This window comes from Pedobacter yonginensis (assembly GCF_003173595.1).
In the GTDB taxonomy this organism is placed as follows: Bacteria; Bacteroidota; Bacteroidia; order Sphingobacteriales; family Sphingobacteriaceae; genus Pedobacter; species Pedobacter yonginense.
The window spans coordinates 270302-289181 of sequence record NZ_QGNZ01000004.1; the positions used below are offsets into that span (position 1 = coordinate 270302).

Consider the following 18880-nt stretch of genomic DNA (forward strand, 5'->3'; position numbering starts at 1 on the left):
CGTATTGTTTCATTATTGGCGCAAGCCTATCTTTGTTAGATGTATGAGAAAAAAACCTTTCCGAATTTGAACTGTGGTCTCGATTTAGTTGGAGAGGTGCTTTATGGCAAATGGAAAATGCGTTTGTTGTGGTTTATACATGAGGGAAACCTGCGCCCCAGCGAGTTGCAGCGCAAAATTCCCGATGCGAGTCGTAGGGTAATCAACATTCAATTGAAAGAGCTAGAAGCACATGAGTTGGTTGTAAGAAAAATCTACCCCGTAATGCCGCCTAAAGTAGAGTATTCACTAACCGATTTTGGCAAAACTTTAATTCCCGTAATTGCTGCCATTGGTAACTGGGGAGATGACCATCAAGACAATTTAAAACGAGTTATCGCAAAAGCCTATCCACAATTGGACTAATCTTTAGAGGCGGATGTGGTTAGGCAATAATGTCTGGAATCAAATCAATCTAAATTGATCTTGCAGAGTTTATAAAAAAAAGGAGTAGAAACATCACGATTCTACTCCTTCCAAATTAGCAATACATTATTTACCAGCCTGGGTTTTGAGTTAGGTTTTGGTTTTTATCGATCTCGCCCTGGGGGATTGGCCAGAGGGTATGTTTTGGCGTTGTTAATCGGGTTTGATTACGAGAGCTGATACGTTTAGCCGCACTTGCCGTATAATCGGGTATGTCGTTGAGGTCTTTCGTTCCTGCCGTAAAGGTGGGTATTGCAGGCACATCCGTAGGGATTTTCGCAGCTCCAACAATTGGGCCATTCACTGCCTCATTATAAATTCCCCAACGTATCAAATCAATATATCTAATCCCTTCCATAGCAAATTCTACACCTCGCTCACGCCTTACCAATTGTCTGTATGAATCTTGTGAGATAGCCGAAAGCGCAGGCTGACCAGCTCTAGTCCTAACCAGATTTATGGCCGAAGAAACGGTTCCATCAATTTGATTCAATTCTATTTTAGCTTCTGCATAAGTAAGCAAAATATCTGCGTAGCGCATCAATATGTAGCCCGATTTACCTGCAAATGCATTTTGTGCAGGGTCGATGTATTTTCTCCAGCAATAGCCTACACCACCTACCGATCCGGTTGATCCAAATTGCCATACACTATTACTTGATGATACGTAATCGGGGTTTCCAGCCACATTTACAAATGTGTTGGTGGTCCAGTTGTAACGAATAACCACATCTGTATAAATATTATACTGTATGCGTTGAACTGGATTTTGGTAAGGAAGTGAAACATTAGCACCTGTTGCAACATTCATTTCATCACCGGGCATAAATATGGTCCAACCCAATCTTTTATCTCTGTTTCTAGACGGATTTGCAGGGTCGTAAATTGGAGATTGATCAATCCGTTTACCATCAGTACACTCAAATTTATCGATTAGTGCCTGCGTTGGGTAATTGTTTCCTGATGTACCCAGCACTTGTCTTGGCAGTAAGCCTATTTGTAAATAACTCAGTGGGTTGGCGTTATCAGATGGAAGCTGTGTCATAAACAAAATCTCATTTCCAGCATTAGCATTCTGGCCAGCTAATGAGAATAAGTTCATGAAATTTGGATTCAGGCTGTAAATATTTGCATCAATAACTGCTTTTGAAGCTGCAGCCGCAAGTGTATAGTTTTTTGTTAACATGGCTATTTTAGCTTTTAAGCCATAAGCCACCCCTTTATTTACCCTACCTCTGTCGTTTTGTGCCGGAAGGTTGTTCCAAGCCTCATCAAGATCGGCGTAAAGTCTATCTGCTATCGTTGCTTTTGCTACTCTCGTTTGTGTTTCATAATCGGAAGGCGCAAGAGGAGCGGTAATAAATGGAACATCACCAAACCAAGCCATCAAATGATAATAAGACCAGGCTCTTAATACGAGGGCTTCTGCACGCATTCTGTTGTATGCAGCTGCTGGCGTTGCTGCTTGCCCGGCTTTGATGCCTTCTAGAAAACTATTGGCTCTTGAGATTAAGGTGTAGGCATTGCTCCAAGCCGAAGTTGGTATTCCATTTCCATTCACAAATGGCCCATTGTCTCCCAGTGCCATAAGATCTTCTTGATCACTTCCCTTTCTGGATAAGCAAAAATCTGTAGCAGCCTCAATTCTTTTTAATAGGGGCGTATTTGTTGCTCCATAATTCCATTGGGCGCCATTGTAAACCCCCGATAGTCCAAGTTTTATTTCGGCCTCATTTGTTAAAAAATTTGTTGAAGATACTGTGTCTAAAGGTTGTAAATCAAGCGTCTTTTTGCAGCTTGAAAAACCAAGACCAATTATGATGATTATATAAAAAATCTTTTTCATGTAAGTGCTTTTAAAAGTTAACATTAATGCCTGCCGTTACTGTTTTCATCAGTGGGTAAAACTCACCGTTCTGGTTATTTACTTCAGGATCAAAGCCTTCCCAGAATTTCGTAGCCGTAAACAGATTCTGACCGCTCACAAATACCTTTGCATTCTTGATGTGAAGTTTTTTCATCAGCATGCCTGGAAGTCGGTAAGCTAAGTTTACATTTTTCAATCGCAGGTAAGCCGAATTTTTCACCCAAAATGACGATGTTGTGCCGTTTACACCAATGGCTGGTAATAATCTAGGAAATGTAGCATTTGGATTATCTGGAGTCCAATAATCTTTATGTACCTCTAACAAGCCTGGAATAAAATCTGCTGCATAGAATGGATAAGCGCCTGTGCCAGAGATGTAATTCTCTTTTTTGCCAACACCCTGGAAAAATAATCCCAACTCAAAATTTTTAAAACTGAAGTTTGCGTTTAAGCTATATTCATACCTTGGGAAGTTGTTTCCAATAAAGGTTCGGTCGTTCGGATCAATTTTACCATCACCATTTAGGTCTTTGTATTTTATATCTCCTGGTTTTGGTACAAAGAAATGGGTAGGAGAGGCTGCAATGTCTGCATCTGATTGGAAATAACCATCAGCTTCATATCCGAAATAAGAAAACAGGGGCTGCCCAACCGCTGATCTCACAGAGCCACCATCCAGATACGGAACACCAGGCAAACTTGTTACTTTATTTTTTGAATCGGCAAACAATCCAGTAATGTCGAAGCCAAAATCGCCCAGTTTTCTTTTAAAGTTAAGCGTTAACTCATAACCTTTGTTTTCCATCGTGCCCGCATTTACATACGGAGCATTTAAGCCAACGTAAGTAGGTATGGGTTTAATTAGTAATATGTTGCTTATTTCTCTAATATAATAATCGCCAGTAAACGTAAAATATTTGGCGAAAGTTAAATCAAGACCGATGTTTTTTTGTTTCGATTTTTCCCAAGTGATATTTGGATTAGGCGCATCAAGTAATGCATAGCCTGCATTGGTAACGCCGTTGAAATAAGCATTTAAACCAGAGGTATAATTGGCTGCAAAGGGATATATGCTGGATAAAGCCTGATTGCCAAGGCTACCGTAAGAGGCCCTGATTTTACCAAATACGATGACGTTGTTTAACCCTTCAAAAAAACTTTCTTTACTGAAAACCCAACCTGCAGAGGCCGAAGGGAAGAAACCCCATTGTTGATTGGCAGCTTGAGAGAATCTTGACGAACCATCATAACGCCCATTCAGTTCTAAAAGGTATTTCTCACGATAATTATAATTAAAACGGCCATAAAAACCAACTATCGCAGTTTGGTAGGCGCCACCAGCATTGGTTTGGTTAAGCGTACCTAAGTTTAGGTAAGGCAAATCTTGATTGGTAAAGTCTGTTCTCGCCGCGCTGATGCCTCGGTAAGAAAACTGTTCGTTCTGAACGCCAGCTAAAAATTTAAAATTATGATCTTTTATAGATCCGGTATAAGAAGCTTGCGCCTGATAGGTGGTTCTGATATTGGTAGAATACGATTCGCTTAAACTATTGGTTCCAGGCCATTTGTTAACCAAATCATAACTTTGGTTTGCCACATTTGGTTGATAAATATCTACGTTTTTAACCTGCGTTTTGGTATTTGGTGTCCAAGATTCGCGAGCAACAAAAGCTTCAACATCTATATTTTTAATGGGTTTATAGGTAAAGCCAATTTTACCCAACAAAGATTGTGTAATGGTGTTAGACGTTCCTGCGGCCTCGGCCTGAGCAAGCGGGTTACGGTTGTTGCTTTGCCCGGCATTTCCATACATGCCTTCGCCAAATTTGGCTCCACCAATTGGGATAAGACCTATTGCTTGACGAATAATAAATTCTGGACTATTGGTTGAAGGAATGGTAGTGTTGTTTTGAGTAAAATTCAGCACTGCGTTAAAGCTCAACTTATCATTTACCCTTAAGTCAGGATTTACCCGAATATCGGTTTTTGTATATCTGGTGTTTGGGATTAGTCCGTCTTGACTTAGGTAAGTTGCAGAGGCGAACAATTTAAGGTTATCGCCACCAGCAGATACGTTTACATTCTGATTTTGCATAAAGCCCGAATTTGTGAATAATAGTTTGACCCAATCATTGTCAATTACATCCAGATTATTTGGTGGCGTGTTGGCATATTTATCAATCAGTGCCTGACTGTAAACAAATGCATTTGGGTTACCTGTACTATTTTGCTGTGCAACATTGCTCAACTTTAAGAAATCAAGCGCACTTGCTCGTTCAGGTATGTTCGTAGCAAATTGTTTAGTAAAAAAAGAATTGTAGCTGATATTAAGCTCTTTTCCTTTCGCCCTTTTCGTACTCACTAAAATTACCCCATTTGCTGCTCTTGAACCATAAACGGCGGTAGATGCGGCATCTTTAAGTATGGTAATGGTTTCAATGGCATTTGCATCTAGGTTATCCAAACTCGAAACCACACCATCTATAAGGATAAGCGGACCCTGACCTGCATAAATGGAGCTTAAACCACGAATATTGATGGACGCTCCATCGCCACCAGGTCGTCCTGATTGCTGCGTAACAGTTACTCCGGGTGCTAAACCTTGTAAAAGGTTGCTTGAGGTAGATACTTGCCTTTTAGTAAGTTCTTCGTTTTTAAGTGTGGTTATTGATCCCGTTAGGTTTACTTTTTTTTGGGTGCCAAAGCCTACTACTACAACGGCATCCAAATCGTTTGCTTTACTAATTAAAGCTACCGACATACTTTCTGATGTAACGGGAACTTCTTGAGTGGCATAACTTACCGAGCTGAAAACCAATAAGGCCCCTTTGTTTGCTCGGATGCTAAAAGTACCCGTTGCGGAGGTGGTTGTTCCCGTTTTTTGTTCTTTTACGGAAACCGAAATGCCTTCCAGTGCTTTTCCTGATTGGCTATCCACCACTTTTCCTGAGACGAGCACTTCCTGTGCACGAAGAGAAAATATGCCCAGGATAGACATTAAAAATAACAGTACATTTTTCTTCATAATATAATTTTGTTGTTGGTTAGATTATTTGGCCCACCCTCAGCCCAGAATATCAGTGCTCCAGATGATAGTACTAAGTAATAAATTTTTTTAATAATAAAAAAGTATTTATTAAAAAATATTATTAAGTTGACTTGTATTATTTTAGTAAGTTTTAGAATTTAATTTCCGGTTGTTTATCTCAGAGTTGCTTTAATGCTTGTTTATAGCTTTAATATGCCCATTTTTAGAAATATTTTTAAGTATTTTCCAAAATTTATAATTATTAAAAAATATTAATAACTTTAGCTCGAAAAATATAAACAAGTTATGAGACTTAAAACTTTACATGTATTACTCTTTTGTTCGGCACTAACGGTATCCTGCAAGAAGCAGATCGATACCTCAAAAAATTTTGTGGATGGAAAATTCAGAACGAGTTTGATTGATCCGACCAGTTGGACCATTGGCCCGCTTACATCGAGCACTGATCCGGCTGCTCAAATTCTACCCAATGCAGAGCTGCAACCCTTAAACGTGGTTTATGGTGGCAATAAAATATTCAAGTGCAATAACCCTGAAATTTTTACGGGAAATGGCTGGCTGATGCAAACCTCAAGAACAGATGCGAGCAGGGGTGGAAATGTTTATCCAATAAATGGAAACGCAACAGCCTATATGTTCCACATTAACCAAAGTGGTTTGGTAAAGTATTATCACTTAATGGTTTCTAATCCTGGCACAGCGCCAATAACCTTAACCAGCAAAGGTTCTTATTATAACAATAGCGAAAAACCCCTAACCGGCTCAGGTACTGGTCCGAGTTATTTTGTAGCTAAAGATTGGATAAATAATACTTTGCGCAAAGTTCAGTCTGAGCCAATAACCATAGCCCCTTCACAAGCAGTAGAAGTATTCAAGGTTCAGGCGAATGTGAGCAATATGATTGATGCGCGTTTTGAGTTAAACACCTCTGGCAATGCTTATTATTATACGGTTGTTACCTCAACGGGTAATCTCGACGATGCAATTAATGCTACCCAAGGCGGGCCTGCTGCTGGTACTTACCTCACTGAATCGACAAATGCTTATGGGCGTGAAGCTGGCGTTTATCAATATTCAGAAGTTACTGCCGACAATAATCTCGATATTCCAAATCGGGCAGCCCATATCGGTTTCGCGCTAAATACAAGCAATAAATTTGCTGCTGCAATAGAAAATCAAACGGCAGCTAAGTTGATGAACTTGACCGGTTCTTCCTCAAATACTTATGGGAATTATGGTCATAGGTATTTGGTAAAGTTTCATTTAATCAATAAAAATGCAACATCAAAAAACGTAAAGCTCTTTTTTGCGTCTAATTCGGTAAATGCTGCGCAAAGTAATGCAACATGGAATGGCCCAATAAAATTAAACGGTACTGTGATAGATGTTTATACGCAATTGAATAATCCGCGAAAAGAGCTTGCATCTTGGGTAATTCCTCCAGGGGTATTTAATGCAACCATAGAATTTTATGTGCCGGGATTAATAACGGCCAACCAACAACTCATCTTCGATTCTAATTAAAATGATAAGAAAATTCCCTCTATTTTTTTTAGTGCTTTTTTCGTTCCAAAGTGTTAATGCACAAAAGCTTACAGATCTTGTTGATCCTTTTATAGGTACAGGTGGGCATGGGCACACTTATCCAGGTGCAGCGGTTCCTTTTGGTATGGTGCAGCTTAGTCCAGATAACGGGCGCTCGGGATGGGATTGGAGTAGTGGATACCATTACAGCGACTCAACAATTACCGGATTTAGTCATACCCATTTAAGCGGAACAGGTATTGGAGATTGGTGCGACATCTCGGTAATGCCTTTTGTAAATTCCGATACCGATAAGAAGGCAACTTTTAGTCATAAAAATGAAAAGGCTGCGCCTGGCTATTATTCAGTTAAAATGAGTAGCGGAATTTTGGCATCGTTTACCGTAACGGAGCGTGTTGGTTTTCATTCATATGCCTTTCCGGAAGGCGCTAAGCCAATGATTCAGTTTGACTTGGGTTTTCATATTAACTGGGATAAAACAGAGCAGGGCTATGTTAGTGTGTTGAATGATAGTACGTTAATTGGTTATCGCTATTCTACAGGCTGGGCCAAAAATCAAAAAGTGTATTTCGCGGCGAGAACTTCAAAAGCTTTTAGTCTGTATAAACTTTATGCAGCGGGTGGAGTTGTTGCGGGAAATAAATTATTGGATACAGCTGCAAGAGTTCAGCTTTTTTTTCCTGATGCTGCAGGAAAAAAGGTATTGCTAAAAGTTGCGCTATCCAGCACAACTGCAGAGAAAGCGCTTCTAGCGCTTAATGAAGTTAAACATTGGGATTTCGAAAAAACCAGAAAAGATGCTTCTGCGAAATGGGAAGCCGAACTTCAGAAAATCAAAATTCAATCTTCAGATCAGGCTTTGAAGAAAATTTTTTATACAGCGCTTTATCATACCTGTTTATCGCCTGTATTGTATTCTGATGCTGATGGAGCTTATCAAAACGCAAAATCAGCCCAATTAAAAATGGAAAAGGGTGCTCAGCGATATACGGTATATTCCCTTTGGGATACTTTCAGGGCATTAAATCCGCTTTTCACTTTAACACAGCCCAAAAAATATCCAGACATATTGAAAAGTATGATGGCATTTTATCGTGAAAATGGTTTGCTACCTGTTTGGGATCTGAGTACTTGGGAAGCCAACACAATGACCGGATACCATGCAGTTCCGGTTCTAGCAGATGCGGTTTTGAAAGGCGTTCCGGGGCTGGACATTAAGGAAGCCTACCAGGCAATGAGGGCGAGTGCAACACAAACTTCAAGAAATGTTCCCGATTACATGAAGTATGGCTATTTGCCACAGGATAAAGGTGGGTGGAGCGTTACGGTTACATTGGAATACGCTTTTGATGATTATTGCATTGCGCAAGTGGCAAAAAAACTCGGTTTGATGGATGATTACAAGCTTTTTATGGGAAGAGCTGTTGCCTATCAGCGCTTGTTTGATCCTGTAACGGGGTTTATTAGAGCCAGAAATTCGGATGGGAAATTTACGGTTCCTTTTGATCCTTATTTTTCCGAGCATGAAGAAAAGGCCGAATACATTGAGGGTAACGCTTGGCAGCATTCTTTCTTCGTTCCGCAGGATCCACGTGGATTGGCAAATGAACATGGTGGATATGGGCAATTTGTAAAGAAATTAGATTCTCTTTTTTCAGTGAGTTCTGTTGTTAAAGGGCAAAATGCCTCTGCCGATGTGAGTGGGCTAATTGGTCAGTATGCACATGGCAATGAACCCAGCCATCATATTGCCTACTTATATAGCTACGTCGGCTCTGCCTGGAAAACACAAGAAAAAGTAAGAATGATAGCCGATTCTATGTATCACGCTAAGCCAGATGGCTATGCGGGCAATGAAGATTGTGGGCAAATGAGTGCCTGGTTTGTGTGGAATGCGATTGGGTTTTATCCTGCAAACCCTGTTAGCGGCCAATACGTATTTGGTTCGCCGCTTGTAGATCGGGCTGATTTGCAATTGCCTAACGGAAAATCACTTCATGTGGAGGTGAATAACAATTCAAAAACCAATAAATACATTCAGAAAGTGTGGTTGAATGGGAAAGTGCTCTCTGCAGATTTTATTAGCCATAATCAAATTTTAAGTGGCGGAAAACTTGTATTTCTGATGGGGAGTAAGCCGAACCGCAACTGGGCATCAAAACCAAAAGATTGGCCTTCTTCTATAAATTGACCGCCTTGTGCATTTGATTAAGGTTAAAGATCTGAAAGGGGAAAGGAAAAAGCTGAAAGGGGAAAGCTGAAAGGGTTAAAAGGGAAAAGCTAAAAGTCAAAAGTAGAAAGAACACTAAAAGGATCTGCTACATTCAATCGCCATGGTGCTTGTCTTAGCGGCGCATTACGGGCGTCGCTTTTTTTAGCTTAAAGAAAAAGCTGAAAGGAAAAAGCTTGTTTAGTTATTGTTTCTTTGGTGGTTCAAAATTAAATTTTGCTAGAGCTGATTTTGATCCCACACCCTTTTCTTTTTTTAATTAGTAGATAATAATCTGTTTCTAACCAGGAAACAAGCTCCAATTACGCCAGATTGTTTGCCGAGTTTTGACATGCGGATTTTGGTGTCATTATTCACCAAACTTAGGGAATATTTGTTGAGCGCACTTTTTATGGGTAGGCGTATGTGTTCTCCTGTTTCACCAAGGCTTCCACCAAGAATAACCAATTCGGGGTTAAATATATTGATTAGGACGGCAATGCCCCTGCCTAGTTTTTCGCCCATCGAAGCAATTTCCTCTATCGCAAGTACATCATCATTCAATGCTGCGTTTATAATGTGCTCAAAATTTATATCGTTAATATCCATTTCAGATAAAATAGACGTAGATCCCGATGTTAGCTTTTCCTTAAAAATACGTGTTAATGCAAGTCCAGAAACTTCAGTTTCCAAACAGCCTTTTTTGCCGCATCGGCACATAATTTCGTTGTTGAAGCTGGGTATATGGCCAAATTCGCCTGCAAAGCCAGATTTTCCATAATAAAGCTGACCTTCAATCACAATCCCAACGCCAAGTCCATAATCCATATTGATAAAAAGAATGTCTTTTTCTTCCCCAACAATCCCTGCAGAGTATTCCCCGTACGCCATTGCCCTGGAGTCGTTTTCTAGAAATACCCGCATGCCCAGATTACGCTCTAGTTTTTTGCTCAATGGTTCTTCGTCAAAATTAAAAAAGCTGTAGCTGTAGCCGCTTGCATGGTTTATCCTTCCAGATAGATTAAGACCCATTCCAAGAATTTTGTCTTTTGGTACGCGGCTTTCTTTTATGTATTGATTGATGACGTGGTATAGTTCTGATAGAGATTCGTTATTGTTTTGCAAATTAAAAGGGCGTTCTAACGATGTGTGGACAATGTTTTTTTCCAAGTCGATGATCCCCATATTCAAATGGTTCTGTTTTACATCTACGCCCAAGAAGAATCCCGATCCAAGCACCAATCCGTACAAGTTGGGTTTCCTACCTCCTCTTGATTCGATTTTCCCCAGGTCCTGAACAAGTCCATCGTTTATGAGTTCATTGAGGATGGTGTTAATTTTAGGTGCACTTAGGCCAACTGTGGCGCAAAGGTCGGCAATGGTGCAATTACCGTTTTTTACAAAATAGGATATTATGGATTTTTTTAATGTTATGTTCTTGTAGGCTACTCCAGAGAGGCTTTCCTCGTTTATCTCTTCAAAAAATGTCATGCTTGGTTTATGTGTTTCAAATAATTTGTTTTTGGAACTTCATTTTCTAAAAATAATAAAAAGGTTTTGGATGCTGCACAAAATGTTGATAAAATTTATTAAAAAATAAATTCAAGTTATTAAATTTTTTAAAAAAGTTATATATTTACAACTCGGGCAATTCTAACAATATCCCTTATGCTATCAAACTTTACTAAGCTAGTTGTTTTTTTTCTGCTATTTCTAGCAAATACTCCGGTTCGTGCACAGCAAAAGCTCACTACCGATCTCCTTATTATTGGTGGTGGTGCAAGTGGTACTATGGCTGCGGTGCAGGCTTCGAGGATGGGGGTTAAAACAATATTAATTGAAGAAACTGAATGGCTTGGTGGAATGCTCACTTCTGCGGGTGTTTCTGCAATAGATGGAAACCACAATTTGCCTTCTGGTTTATGGGGAGAGTTTAGAGAAAAGTTATATCAGCATTATGGTGGGCCCAAAAAAGTAGAAACGGGTTGGGTAAGCAATACTTTATTTGAGCCGTCAGTTGGCCAAAAAATTTTAGTCGAAATGGCTAAAAATCCAAATCTCCAAATCATCTACCAAACTGTTTGGCAAAAAGTAGATAGAACTACAGGTGGCTGGACTACACAAATCCTAAAGGCAGGGCGCAAAACCCAAATACGCTCTAAACTTATAATAGATGCGACAGAACTGGGCGATGTAATGGCTTATCTTAAAGTTCCTTATGTAATGGGGATGGACAGCCGAGCGAGGACAGGAGAAGCGTTTGCGCCAGAAAAATCAAATGATATTGTTCAGGATTTAACTTATGTGGTTACCCTGAAAGATTATGGCAAAAATGCCGATAAAACAATACCAAAACCAATCGGTTACAATGCTAAAGATTTTGAATGTGCATGTGATGTTTCCGATCCGTCGGCCGATCTACAACAAGCCAAAAATGATTGTGCCAAAATGCTGGCTTATGGCAGGCTACCAAACGGTAAGTACATGATTAACTGGCCAAAATGTGGTAACGATATTTACATGAATATTGTTGAGATGAGCAAGGTAGATCGTGAGAAGGCTTTAAAGGAAGCTAAGTTGCACAGCTTACGGTTTGTTTACTACATCCAAAAGGTTCTCGGATATAAAAACCTCGGCTTACCTGATGATGAATACCCAACCGCCGATGGCTTGCCCATGATGCCCTATTATCGGGAATCTCGAAGATTATCAGGTAAGGTTAACTTTACCGTCAACGATTTAATGAATCCCTACACACAGCAAACCGCATTGTATAGAACTGGGATTGCAGTTGGTGATTACCCAATCGATCATCATCACCTTAAAAATCCAAATGCACCGAAAATAGATTTCATTAAAATAAAAGTTCCATCCTATTCTATCCCTTTGGGTAGTTTAATCCCTGCCAATACCGATGGTTTAATTGTGGCCGAAAAGAGCATCAGCGTTTCCAATATTGTAGCGGGTACCACGCGTTTGCAACCGGTTGTACTCCTTGTTGGGCAGGCTGCCGGAGCGCTTGCGGCTACATCCATACTAACCAAAATGGAACCTGCTAATGTGAATATTAGACAGGTGCAGCAGGCATTATTGAATGGCAAAGCCTACCTGATGCCTTATATCGATGTTAAGCCAGATGATAAAGATTTTGCTTCAATACAGCGAATTGGCGCTTCAGGAATTATAAAAGGAACGGGCATAGCGTATAAATGGGCAAATCAAACCTGGTTTTATCCCGATTCCACGCTTGAAAAACGCGAACTTTTGGACGGGCTATCTATTTTATATCCGGCAAGCAAAAAACTCACCGTTGCTACCGATTTGGTTGATGCTGATTTCTGTTTCAAAGTACTATCAACCCAAAAAAGCACAGTTACCAAAAATGATTTTAACGGCTTTTTAAAATCGCAAGAAATTGCGCTGACAGGCCCAATAAAGAGGAGGATGATCGCTCGCATAGTTGATAAATTCCTCAATCCGTTTGCTGTTAAAATGGATTTCAATGGCGCTTATCAAAACCCTTAATCCAATATTAAAAGAAAACACTGTGGATACCATACAGCCTAAAAAGATAAGTCCATTTTATTGGATTCCAACAACGTGGTTTGCCATGGGTTTACCTTTTGTAGCCCTCTCTGGCGCAAGCGCCATTATGTATAAAAATATGGGGGTTTCGGACACAAAAATTGCCTTCTGGACTTCCTTGATTATGTTTCCTTGGACAGTTAAGCCACTTTGGGGGCCATTTTTGGAAATGTATCGTACCCGGAAGTTTTTTGTTTACATCACCCAAATGCTTACCGGAGTGTTGTTTGGCTTGGTAGCCTTGAGTCTTCAAGCGGATCGTTTTTTTAGTTTTTCTATTGCCATGCTTGGTTTAATTGCCATCAGTGGCTCTACCCACGATACCGCGGCAGATGGTGTTTACCTAAACGAACTTAATGCTAAGGAACAGGCTAAATTTGTGGGTTGGCAGGGCGCTTTTTACAACATCGCAAAAGTTTTGTCTGGCGGTGTGCTCGTTTATTTGGCTGGAGAACTTGAAAATAAAATCGGAATCACAAACGCCTGGACGGTGGTTATGTTTCTTTACGGTGTCATTATGGTTTGCCTAGGGCTTTACAACATGAAAGTAATCCCAAATAGCAGTGAAGCGCAAAAGATACACACACTCAAAAGTGGCTTTGCAACGCTTAAAGATGTGATTATCACTTTTTTCCAGAAAAAGAATATCTTGTTTAGCCTCTGTTTTATCGTTTTTTATCGCTTTGCAGAAGGGCAGGCCATCAAAATTACGCCACTGTTTTTCAAAGCATCGAGAGCAAGCGGTGGGCTTGGACTTAGTACTTCCGAAATTGGCTTGCTGTATGGTGTTTTCGGTTCTATCTCTTTCGTACTGGGTTCTTTAGCGGCGGGATATTTCATCTCCAACAAAGGCCTCAGCAAAAAAACCTTGCTCATCCTTTGTGCATTTTTCAACTTACCTTTTGCTGCATACGCTTTTCTGGCCGTTACCATGCCTACAAGCTTATTTGTTGTTGGTACAGCTGTAGCCATAGAATATTTTGGGTACGGATTTGGGTTTGTTGGGTTAATCTTATTTATGATGCAGAATATTGCGCCTGGCAAGTATAAAATGGCACATTATGCCTTCGGAAGTGGTTTGATGAATCTCGGCTTTATGATTCCTTCTATGATTAGCGGTGTACTGAGCGACTACTTGGGGTATAAATCGTTTTTCATTTGGGTATTGGTTGCCACTATTCCAGCTTTTATAGTTACATGGCTTGTTCCGTTGCAGCCCGTTCAAGAAGATAAAGAAGAAAATATATGATGAAGATTTTAAACTTGCTTGTCGTTTTAATACTCGGTTCTGTGCTGTTCGCACATGCACAAGCCTCTATCGATTCGGCCTTTTTAACCCCTAATTACAAGCAACGCCGCGAAATTTTCAATAAAACGCCAACCGTTGGTGGGGAAGTGGTTTTTATTGGGAATAGCATAACCGAAGTTGGCAATTGGCAAAAACTCATTCCGGATGAGCGTGTTCTTAACCGCGGCATTAGTGGCGACGTAACCTTGGGCGTATTGGCCCGCGTTGCAGAAGAAGTTGCCAACAAACCCAAAAAAGTATTTGTAATGATTGGAATAAATGATTTGAAAATCGGCGTTCCTATTGCACAAATTACCGCTCGGCAACGAGAAATCATTCAGCTTATCCGCACAAAGGCGCCCAATACCCTGCTGTACATGCAGGCAACACTACCAGTAAATGAAAAAATGCTTGCCAAAATATACAGCAGGCTTAATAACAAAGATATTTTAAAAATGAACAAAGCGCTAAAAGCCCTTTGCCGTGAACTCCATGTTGGCTACATCAACTTACAGCCAATTTTTGTAGATCAAGATGGACAGTTAAAAGCTGAATGGAGTACTGATGGACTTCATTTGAAACCTCAAGCCTATGAAGCATGGGTAAAATATCTAAGAAAGAAGGGTTTGATATAACCTTAACGAAAAGCAAATCAATGAAAATAACAGGCACTTTTATCGATGAGATTTCTCACGACATTCCCCATCAAAATTGGGGTGCCCAAGAGTGGGAGCAAGATTTTCTATACATGAAAGCTATAGGGATTGATACTGTAATATTAATCCGGAGTGGTTATCGCAGATTTCTTACCTACCCATCCGTTTACCTGCAAGAAACTTTTGGCTGCTATAACCCGCCTGTTGATTTGGTGGAACTGTTTCTCAACCTCGCCGATCAACTAAACATGAATTTTTATTTCGGACTGTATGATAGCGGGAAATATTGGGATACGGGTAATATGACACACGAAATTGATGTAAATCGATATGTTGTAGATGAGGTGTGGGCAAAATACGGCCATCATAAAAGTTTTAAAGGTTGGTATTTAAGCATGGAAATCAGTAGAAAAACAAAAGGTGCGACTGAAGCATTTAATACGCTTGGCTTGCAATGTAAGGGTGTAAGTGGTGGTTTGCCTACACTAATTTCTCCATGGATTGACGGTAAAAAAGCGGTTATGGCAGCCTCATCAAACTTGATTAAATCTGATGCTGTATCGGTGGAGGAACATGAAAAAGAATGGTCGGAAATTTTCTCTGGATTAAAGGGCTCTGTAGATGCAGTTGCTTTTCAGGATGGGCACATCGATTACCATGAACTTGAACATTTCTTTGCTGTTAACAAGCAAATGGCCGATCGTTTTGGCCTCTCTTGCTGGACTAATGCCGAAAGTTTCGACCGGGATATGCCCATCAAGTTTTTACCCATCAAATTTGAAAAGCTAAAGCTTAAGCTAGAAGCAGCAGCTAAGGCTGGTTACGATAAGGCCATCACTTTTGAATTTTCACATTTTATGAGCCCACAGTCTTCCTATCTACAGGCAGGGCATCTTTTCAATCGCTACCAAGAATACATTAACACACTACTTTAACATGAACGTCCACCACAACATTTACAAAAACGAACTATTAAATCATGTACTCCCATTTTGGGAAGCGCATTCTATTGATCAAACTCATGGAGGCTATTTTACTTGTTTAGACAGGGAGGGGAAAGTTTACGATACCGATAAGTTTGCATGGCTTCAGGGCCGCCAAATCTGGACATTTTCGACCATGTACAAGCAAGTAGAAGCCAAACAAGAATGGCTGGATATGGCTAGGCATGGGGCCGATTTTATGAAGAAGCATGGCAGGGATAAACTAGGTAATTGGTATTTTTCTTTCAATAGAAACGGAAGCCCACTGGTTCAGCCCTATAACATTTTTTCGGATTGTTTTGCCGCTATGGGCTTTGGTGCCCTGTATAAAATTGATCAGCAGGATGAGTATGCAGATATTGCAACAAAAACTTTCCAAAATATACTTCACAAACGAAACAACCCCAAAGGGATTTACAACAAGGCATATCCAGAAACCAGGCCACTAAAGAATTTTGCGCTGCCTATGATTCTCTGCAATTTATCCTTAGAAATGGAACATTTGCTCGACAAAAGAATTGTAGATGATCTTATCGAAGAAGTTATCCACGAGGTGATGGACATTTTCTATCAGGAGGAAAGCGGGCTTATTCTGGAAAATGTAGCACCTGATGGCAGTTTTGTAAACTCTTTTGAGGGGCGCAGCATTAACCCTGGCCATACCATTGAGGCCATGTGGTTTATTATGGATTTAGGAAAAAGGCTCCACAATAAAAAGTTGATCGAGCGGGCAATTGAAATTGCGCTTCATACCCTTAAAACTGGATGGGATACGGAAAATGGAGGCATTTTTTATTTTCTGGATGTAAAAAACAGTCCGATGCAACAACTCGAATGGGATCAAAAACTTTGGTGGGTACATATCGAAACCTTAGTTTGTTTGGCGAAAGCATACGAATTAACGGCAAACGAAGAATGTAAAAAGTGGTTTAAAATTGTTCACGAATACACATGGAAGCACTTTAGAGATGAGGAGTATGGCGAATGGTTCGGATATCTAAATCGGGAAGGTAAGGTGCTCATCCCAGCCAAAGGGGGGAAGTGGAAAGGTTGTTTTCACATCCCAAGAGGATTGCTACAAGTGTATAAAACACTTGAAAAAATTGAAGAAAAACAGCTTAAAACCATCAAATTTTAAATACATGAAAAATATTGTTCTAGCGTTATGCTTGGTAACAGCAATGGTTCGAGTAAGCGCTCAAGAACCAATAAAGGGAGTTTGGCTAACCAATGTCGCCAGTCAGGTTTTAGATTCGCGTAAAAATATTGTAGATGCGGTGGCCCTTTGTAAGCAAAGTGGAATTAATACCATATTCGTTGTGACTTGGAATAGGGGAAATACGCTCTATCCGAGCAAGGTAATGAAGAAAGCGTTTGGCGTAGAAATCGACCCACGGTTTAATGGAAGAGATCCCTTGAAAGAACTGATAGAAGAGGCCCATAAGAAAAGCATTAAGGTACATGCCTGGTTTGAGTTTGGCTTTTCTTCATCATACAAAGATAATGGAGGCAATATCATAAAAAAGCGTCCAGAATGGGCAGCCAAGAACAGTCAAGGTAAGTTGGTGAGTAAAAATAATTTCGAGTGGATGAATGCATTTTTGCCTGAAGTGCAGCATTTTGTTAACTCATTGATAATGGAAGTTGTACAAGGATATGATGTTGATGGGGTTCAAGGAGATGACCGTTTGCCAGCACAACCTTCAACCGCAGGTTATGATAAATATACCATTGCTGAGTACAAAAAAGAACATGGCGGAAAACTTCCCCCTACAGATTATAAGGAGCCTGAATGGGTAGATTGGAGGGCAAAAAGGCTTAACAGTTATTTGAAAGAACTTTATCAAAACGTAAAGAAAGTTAAGCCTAATATGCTGGTCACGATGGCGCCCAGTATTTATCCATGGAGTAAGGAAGAGTATCTTCAAGATTGGCCAACATGGTTAAAAGATGGTTATGTAGATTATATTTTCCCGCAGATTTACCGCTACGATTTAAAGAAATATAAGTTAGCACTAGAGGCAACTTTAAGCTTTATACCAGCCGATAAGAAACGGCTCTTTTACCCAGGCCTATTGCTAAAAGTGGACGATTATAGCCCCGATGCAACTTTTTTGAAAGAAATGGTTAGGTTAAACAGAGAGAACGGTGTGAAAGGGGAGGTGTTTTTTTTCTATGAGGGCATTAAGCTCCATAGTGAATTCTTTAAAGCTTATGCCGAACAGCCATAATGCAGACCAAACTAATGGAATTTAAGAAAACCTACAAATAAAATTTACCATGAATATTGTTATTGGTGCAGATATAGGTGGCTCGCACATGAGTGCAGGATTGGTAGATCTTTCTACAAGAAATCTTTTAGATGGTACATTCCTAAAATGCAAAATAGATGCTTCTTCATCCAGTGAGGAAATTCTAAGCTCTTGGTCAGCTTTGCTCAAAGAACTTATTGCTTCTTATAAAGGAAAAATTGAACACATAGGGCTTGCTTTGCCTGGCCCGATGGACTACCAAAATGGCATTATGCTGATTAAGGACCAAAAAAAATTCAGGTCGTTATACGGAATAAATATCAAAGAGGCTTTACATAAGGCAATTAATCGATTCGACCTATCCATCTTAACTGAAAATGATGCCCTGTGTTTTTTAAGGGGTGAGATATTCCACCGTTTTATTGAAGAAAATGACTCGGCCATTGGGCTTACTTTAGGCACTGGCTTTGGCAGCAGTAGTTATGTAAGGGGCGCTTACACCGATATGAAACTTTGGTGCATGCCATTTAAAAATGGCATAGCCGAAGATTATCTCTCTACTGGCTGGTTTATAGAGAAGTATTATCGGATGACAGGCAAATACATTAGAGGGGCAAAAGATTTGCTCGAAGCGGATAAAAACCCTGAATTGGTTGCCAACATATTTGAAGAATTTGGCGATAACCTAAACAGTTTGCTCAAGTCCACCATGCAAAATCAGGAATACGGTCATGTATTTCTGGGTGGGAATATTTCAAACGCTTTCGAATTATTTAGTAAACAGCTCACAACTACAAATGCTATTATACATAGATCTGAATTGGGAGAACGATGTGCGATTTTAGGCGCTGCAAGCTTGTACTCCATATCTAATTATGTTAAAGAAATATAAGACTTATTCACAACGCATCCGCTGATGATTTTTGTTTGAATTGCATCTCCATTTTCGATGATCAATTGGTTTATACAGGCTTTTTATTG

13 protein-coding genes are annotated in these 18880 nt (G+C 40.0%); 10 read left to right on the forward strand and 3 right to left on the reverse strand.

The features are described from left to right. The first annotated feature begins 39 nt into the window (after nt 1-39). The gene (locus tag DHW03_RS16105) at nt 40-405 is read left to right on the forward strand and encodes a winged helix-turn-helix transcriptional regulator (protein WP_109926874.1); all 366 of its coding nucleotides are present in this window, start codon (nt 40-42) and stop codon (nt 403-405) included. Between the two features lie 130 nt (nt 406-535). Here the strand turns inward: DHW03_RS16105 and DHW03_RS16110 are convergent, their stop codons facing one another. Then, the gene (locus tag DHW03_RS16110; RefSeq protein WP_109927218.1) at nt 536-2311 is read right to left on the reverse strand and encodes a RagB/SusD family nutrient uptake outer membrane protein; all 1776 of its coding nucleotides are present in this window, start codon (nt 2309-2311) and stop codon (nt 536-538) included. Nucleotides 2312-2321: 10 nt separating this feature from the next. After that, entirely contained in the window at nt 2322-5357 is a 3036-nt protein-coding gene (locus DHW03_RS16115) for a SusC/RagA family TonB-linked outer membrane protein (protein ID WP_109926875.1), read from the reverse strand. Between the two features lie 309 nt (nt 5358-5666). Here DHW03_RS16115 and DHW03_RS16120 point away from each other — a divergent pair, with 309 nt between their 5' ends. Next, nucleotides 5667-6905, forward strand: a complete 1239-nt coding sequence (locus DHW03_RS16120) for a DUF3370 family protein (RefSeq protein WP_109926876.1) — start codon at nt 5667-5669, stop codon at nt 6903-6905. 1 nt (nt 6906) lies between these two features. Then, the gene (locus DHW03_RS16125; RefSeq protein WP_109926877.1) at nt 6907-9117 is read left to right on the forward strand and encodes a GH92 family glycosyl hydrolase; all 2211 of its coding nucleotides are present in this window, start codon (nt 6907-6909) and stop codon (nt 9115-9117) included. Between the two features lie 294 nt (nt 9118-9411). Here DHW03_RS16125 and DHW03_RS16130 read toward each other — a convergent pair whose 3' ends face one another. Next, nucleotides 9412-10626: an ROK family transcriptional regulator gene (locus DHW03_RS16130; RefSeq protein WP_109926878.1), complete on the reverse strand. Its 1215-nt coding sequence runs from the start codon at nt 10624-10626 to the stop codon at nt 9412-9414. A gap of 177 nt (nt 10627-10803) precedes the next feature. Here DHW03_RS16130 and DHW03_RS16135 point away from each other — a divergent pair, with 177 nt between their 5' ends. From DHW03_RS16135 to DHW03_RS16165, 7 genes are read left to right on the forward strand one after another with little or no spacing between them, the layout of a single operon-like run. Then, the gene (locus DHW03_RS16135) at nt 10804-12660 is read left to right on the forward strand and encodes an FAD-dependent oxidoreductase (protein ID WP_109926879.1); all 1857 of its coding nucleotides are present in this window, start codon (nt 10804-10806) and stop codon (nt 12658-12660) included. Beyond that, nucleotides 12638-13969 (forward strand): MFS transporter, encoded by a 1332-nt coding sequence (locus tag DHW03_RS16140; protein WP_109926880.1) that lies wholly within the window; start codon nt 12638-12640, stop codon nt 13967-13969. Before DHW03_RS16135 ends, DHW03_RS16140 begins: the two co-directional genes overlap by 23 nt. Then, the gene (locus DHW03_RS16145; RefSeq protein WP_109926881.1) at nt 13966-14643 is read left to right on the forward strand and encodes a GDSL-type esterase/lipase family protein; all 678 of its coding nucleotides are present in this window, start codon (nt 13966-13968) and stop codon (nt 14641-14643) included. Before DHW03_RS16140 ends, DHW03_RS16145 begins: the two co-directional genes overlap by 4 nt. After that, nucleotides 14607-15599, forward strand: coding sequence for a DUF4434 domain-containing protein (locus tag DHW03_RS16150; protein WP_240618558.1), 993 nt, complete (start codon nt 14607-14609; stop codon nt 15597-15599). The genes DHW03_RS16145 and DHW03_RS16150 overlap by 37 nt, the downstream gene beginning before the upstream one ends. A 1-nt stretch (nt 15600) precedes the next feature. After that, nucleotides 15601-16785: an AGE family epimerase/isomerase gene (locus tag DHW03_RS16155; RefSeq protein ID WP_109926882.1), complete on the forward strand. Its 1185-nt coding sequence runs from the start codon at nt 15601-15603 to the stop codon at nt 16783-16785. 4 nt (nt 16786-16789) lie between these two features. After that, nucleotides 16790-17878 carry a glycoside hydrolase family 10 protein gene (locus DHW03_RS16160; protein WP_109927220.1) on the forward strand — a complete coding sequence of 363 codons (1089 nt, stop codon included), beginning with the start codon at nt 16790-16792 and terminating at the stop codon, nt 17876-17878. A gap of 49 nt (nt 17879-17927) precedes the next feature. Beyond that, nucleotides 17928-18791: an ROK family protein gene (locus tag DHW03_RS16165; RefSeq protein WP_109926883.1), complete on the forward strand. Its 864-nt coding sequence runs from the start codon at nt 17928-17930 to the stop codon at nt 18789-18791. Nucleotides 18792-18880: the final 89 nt, after the last annotated feature.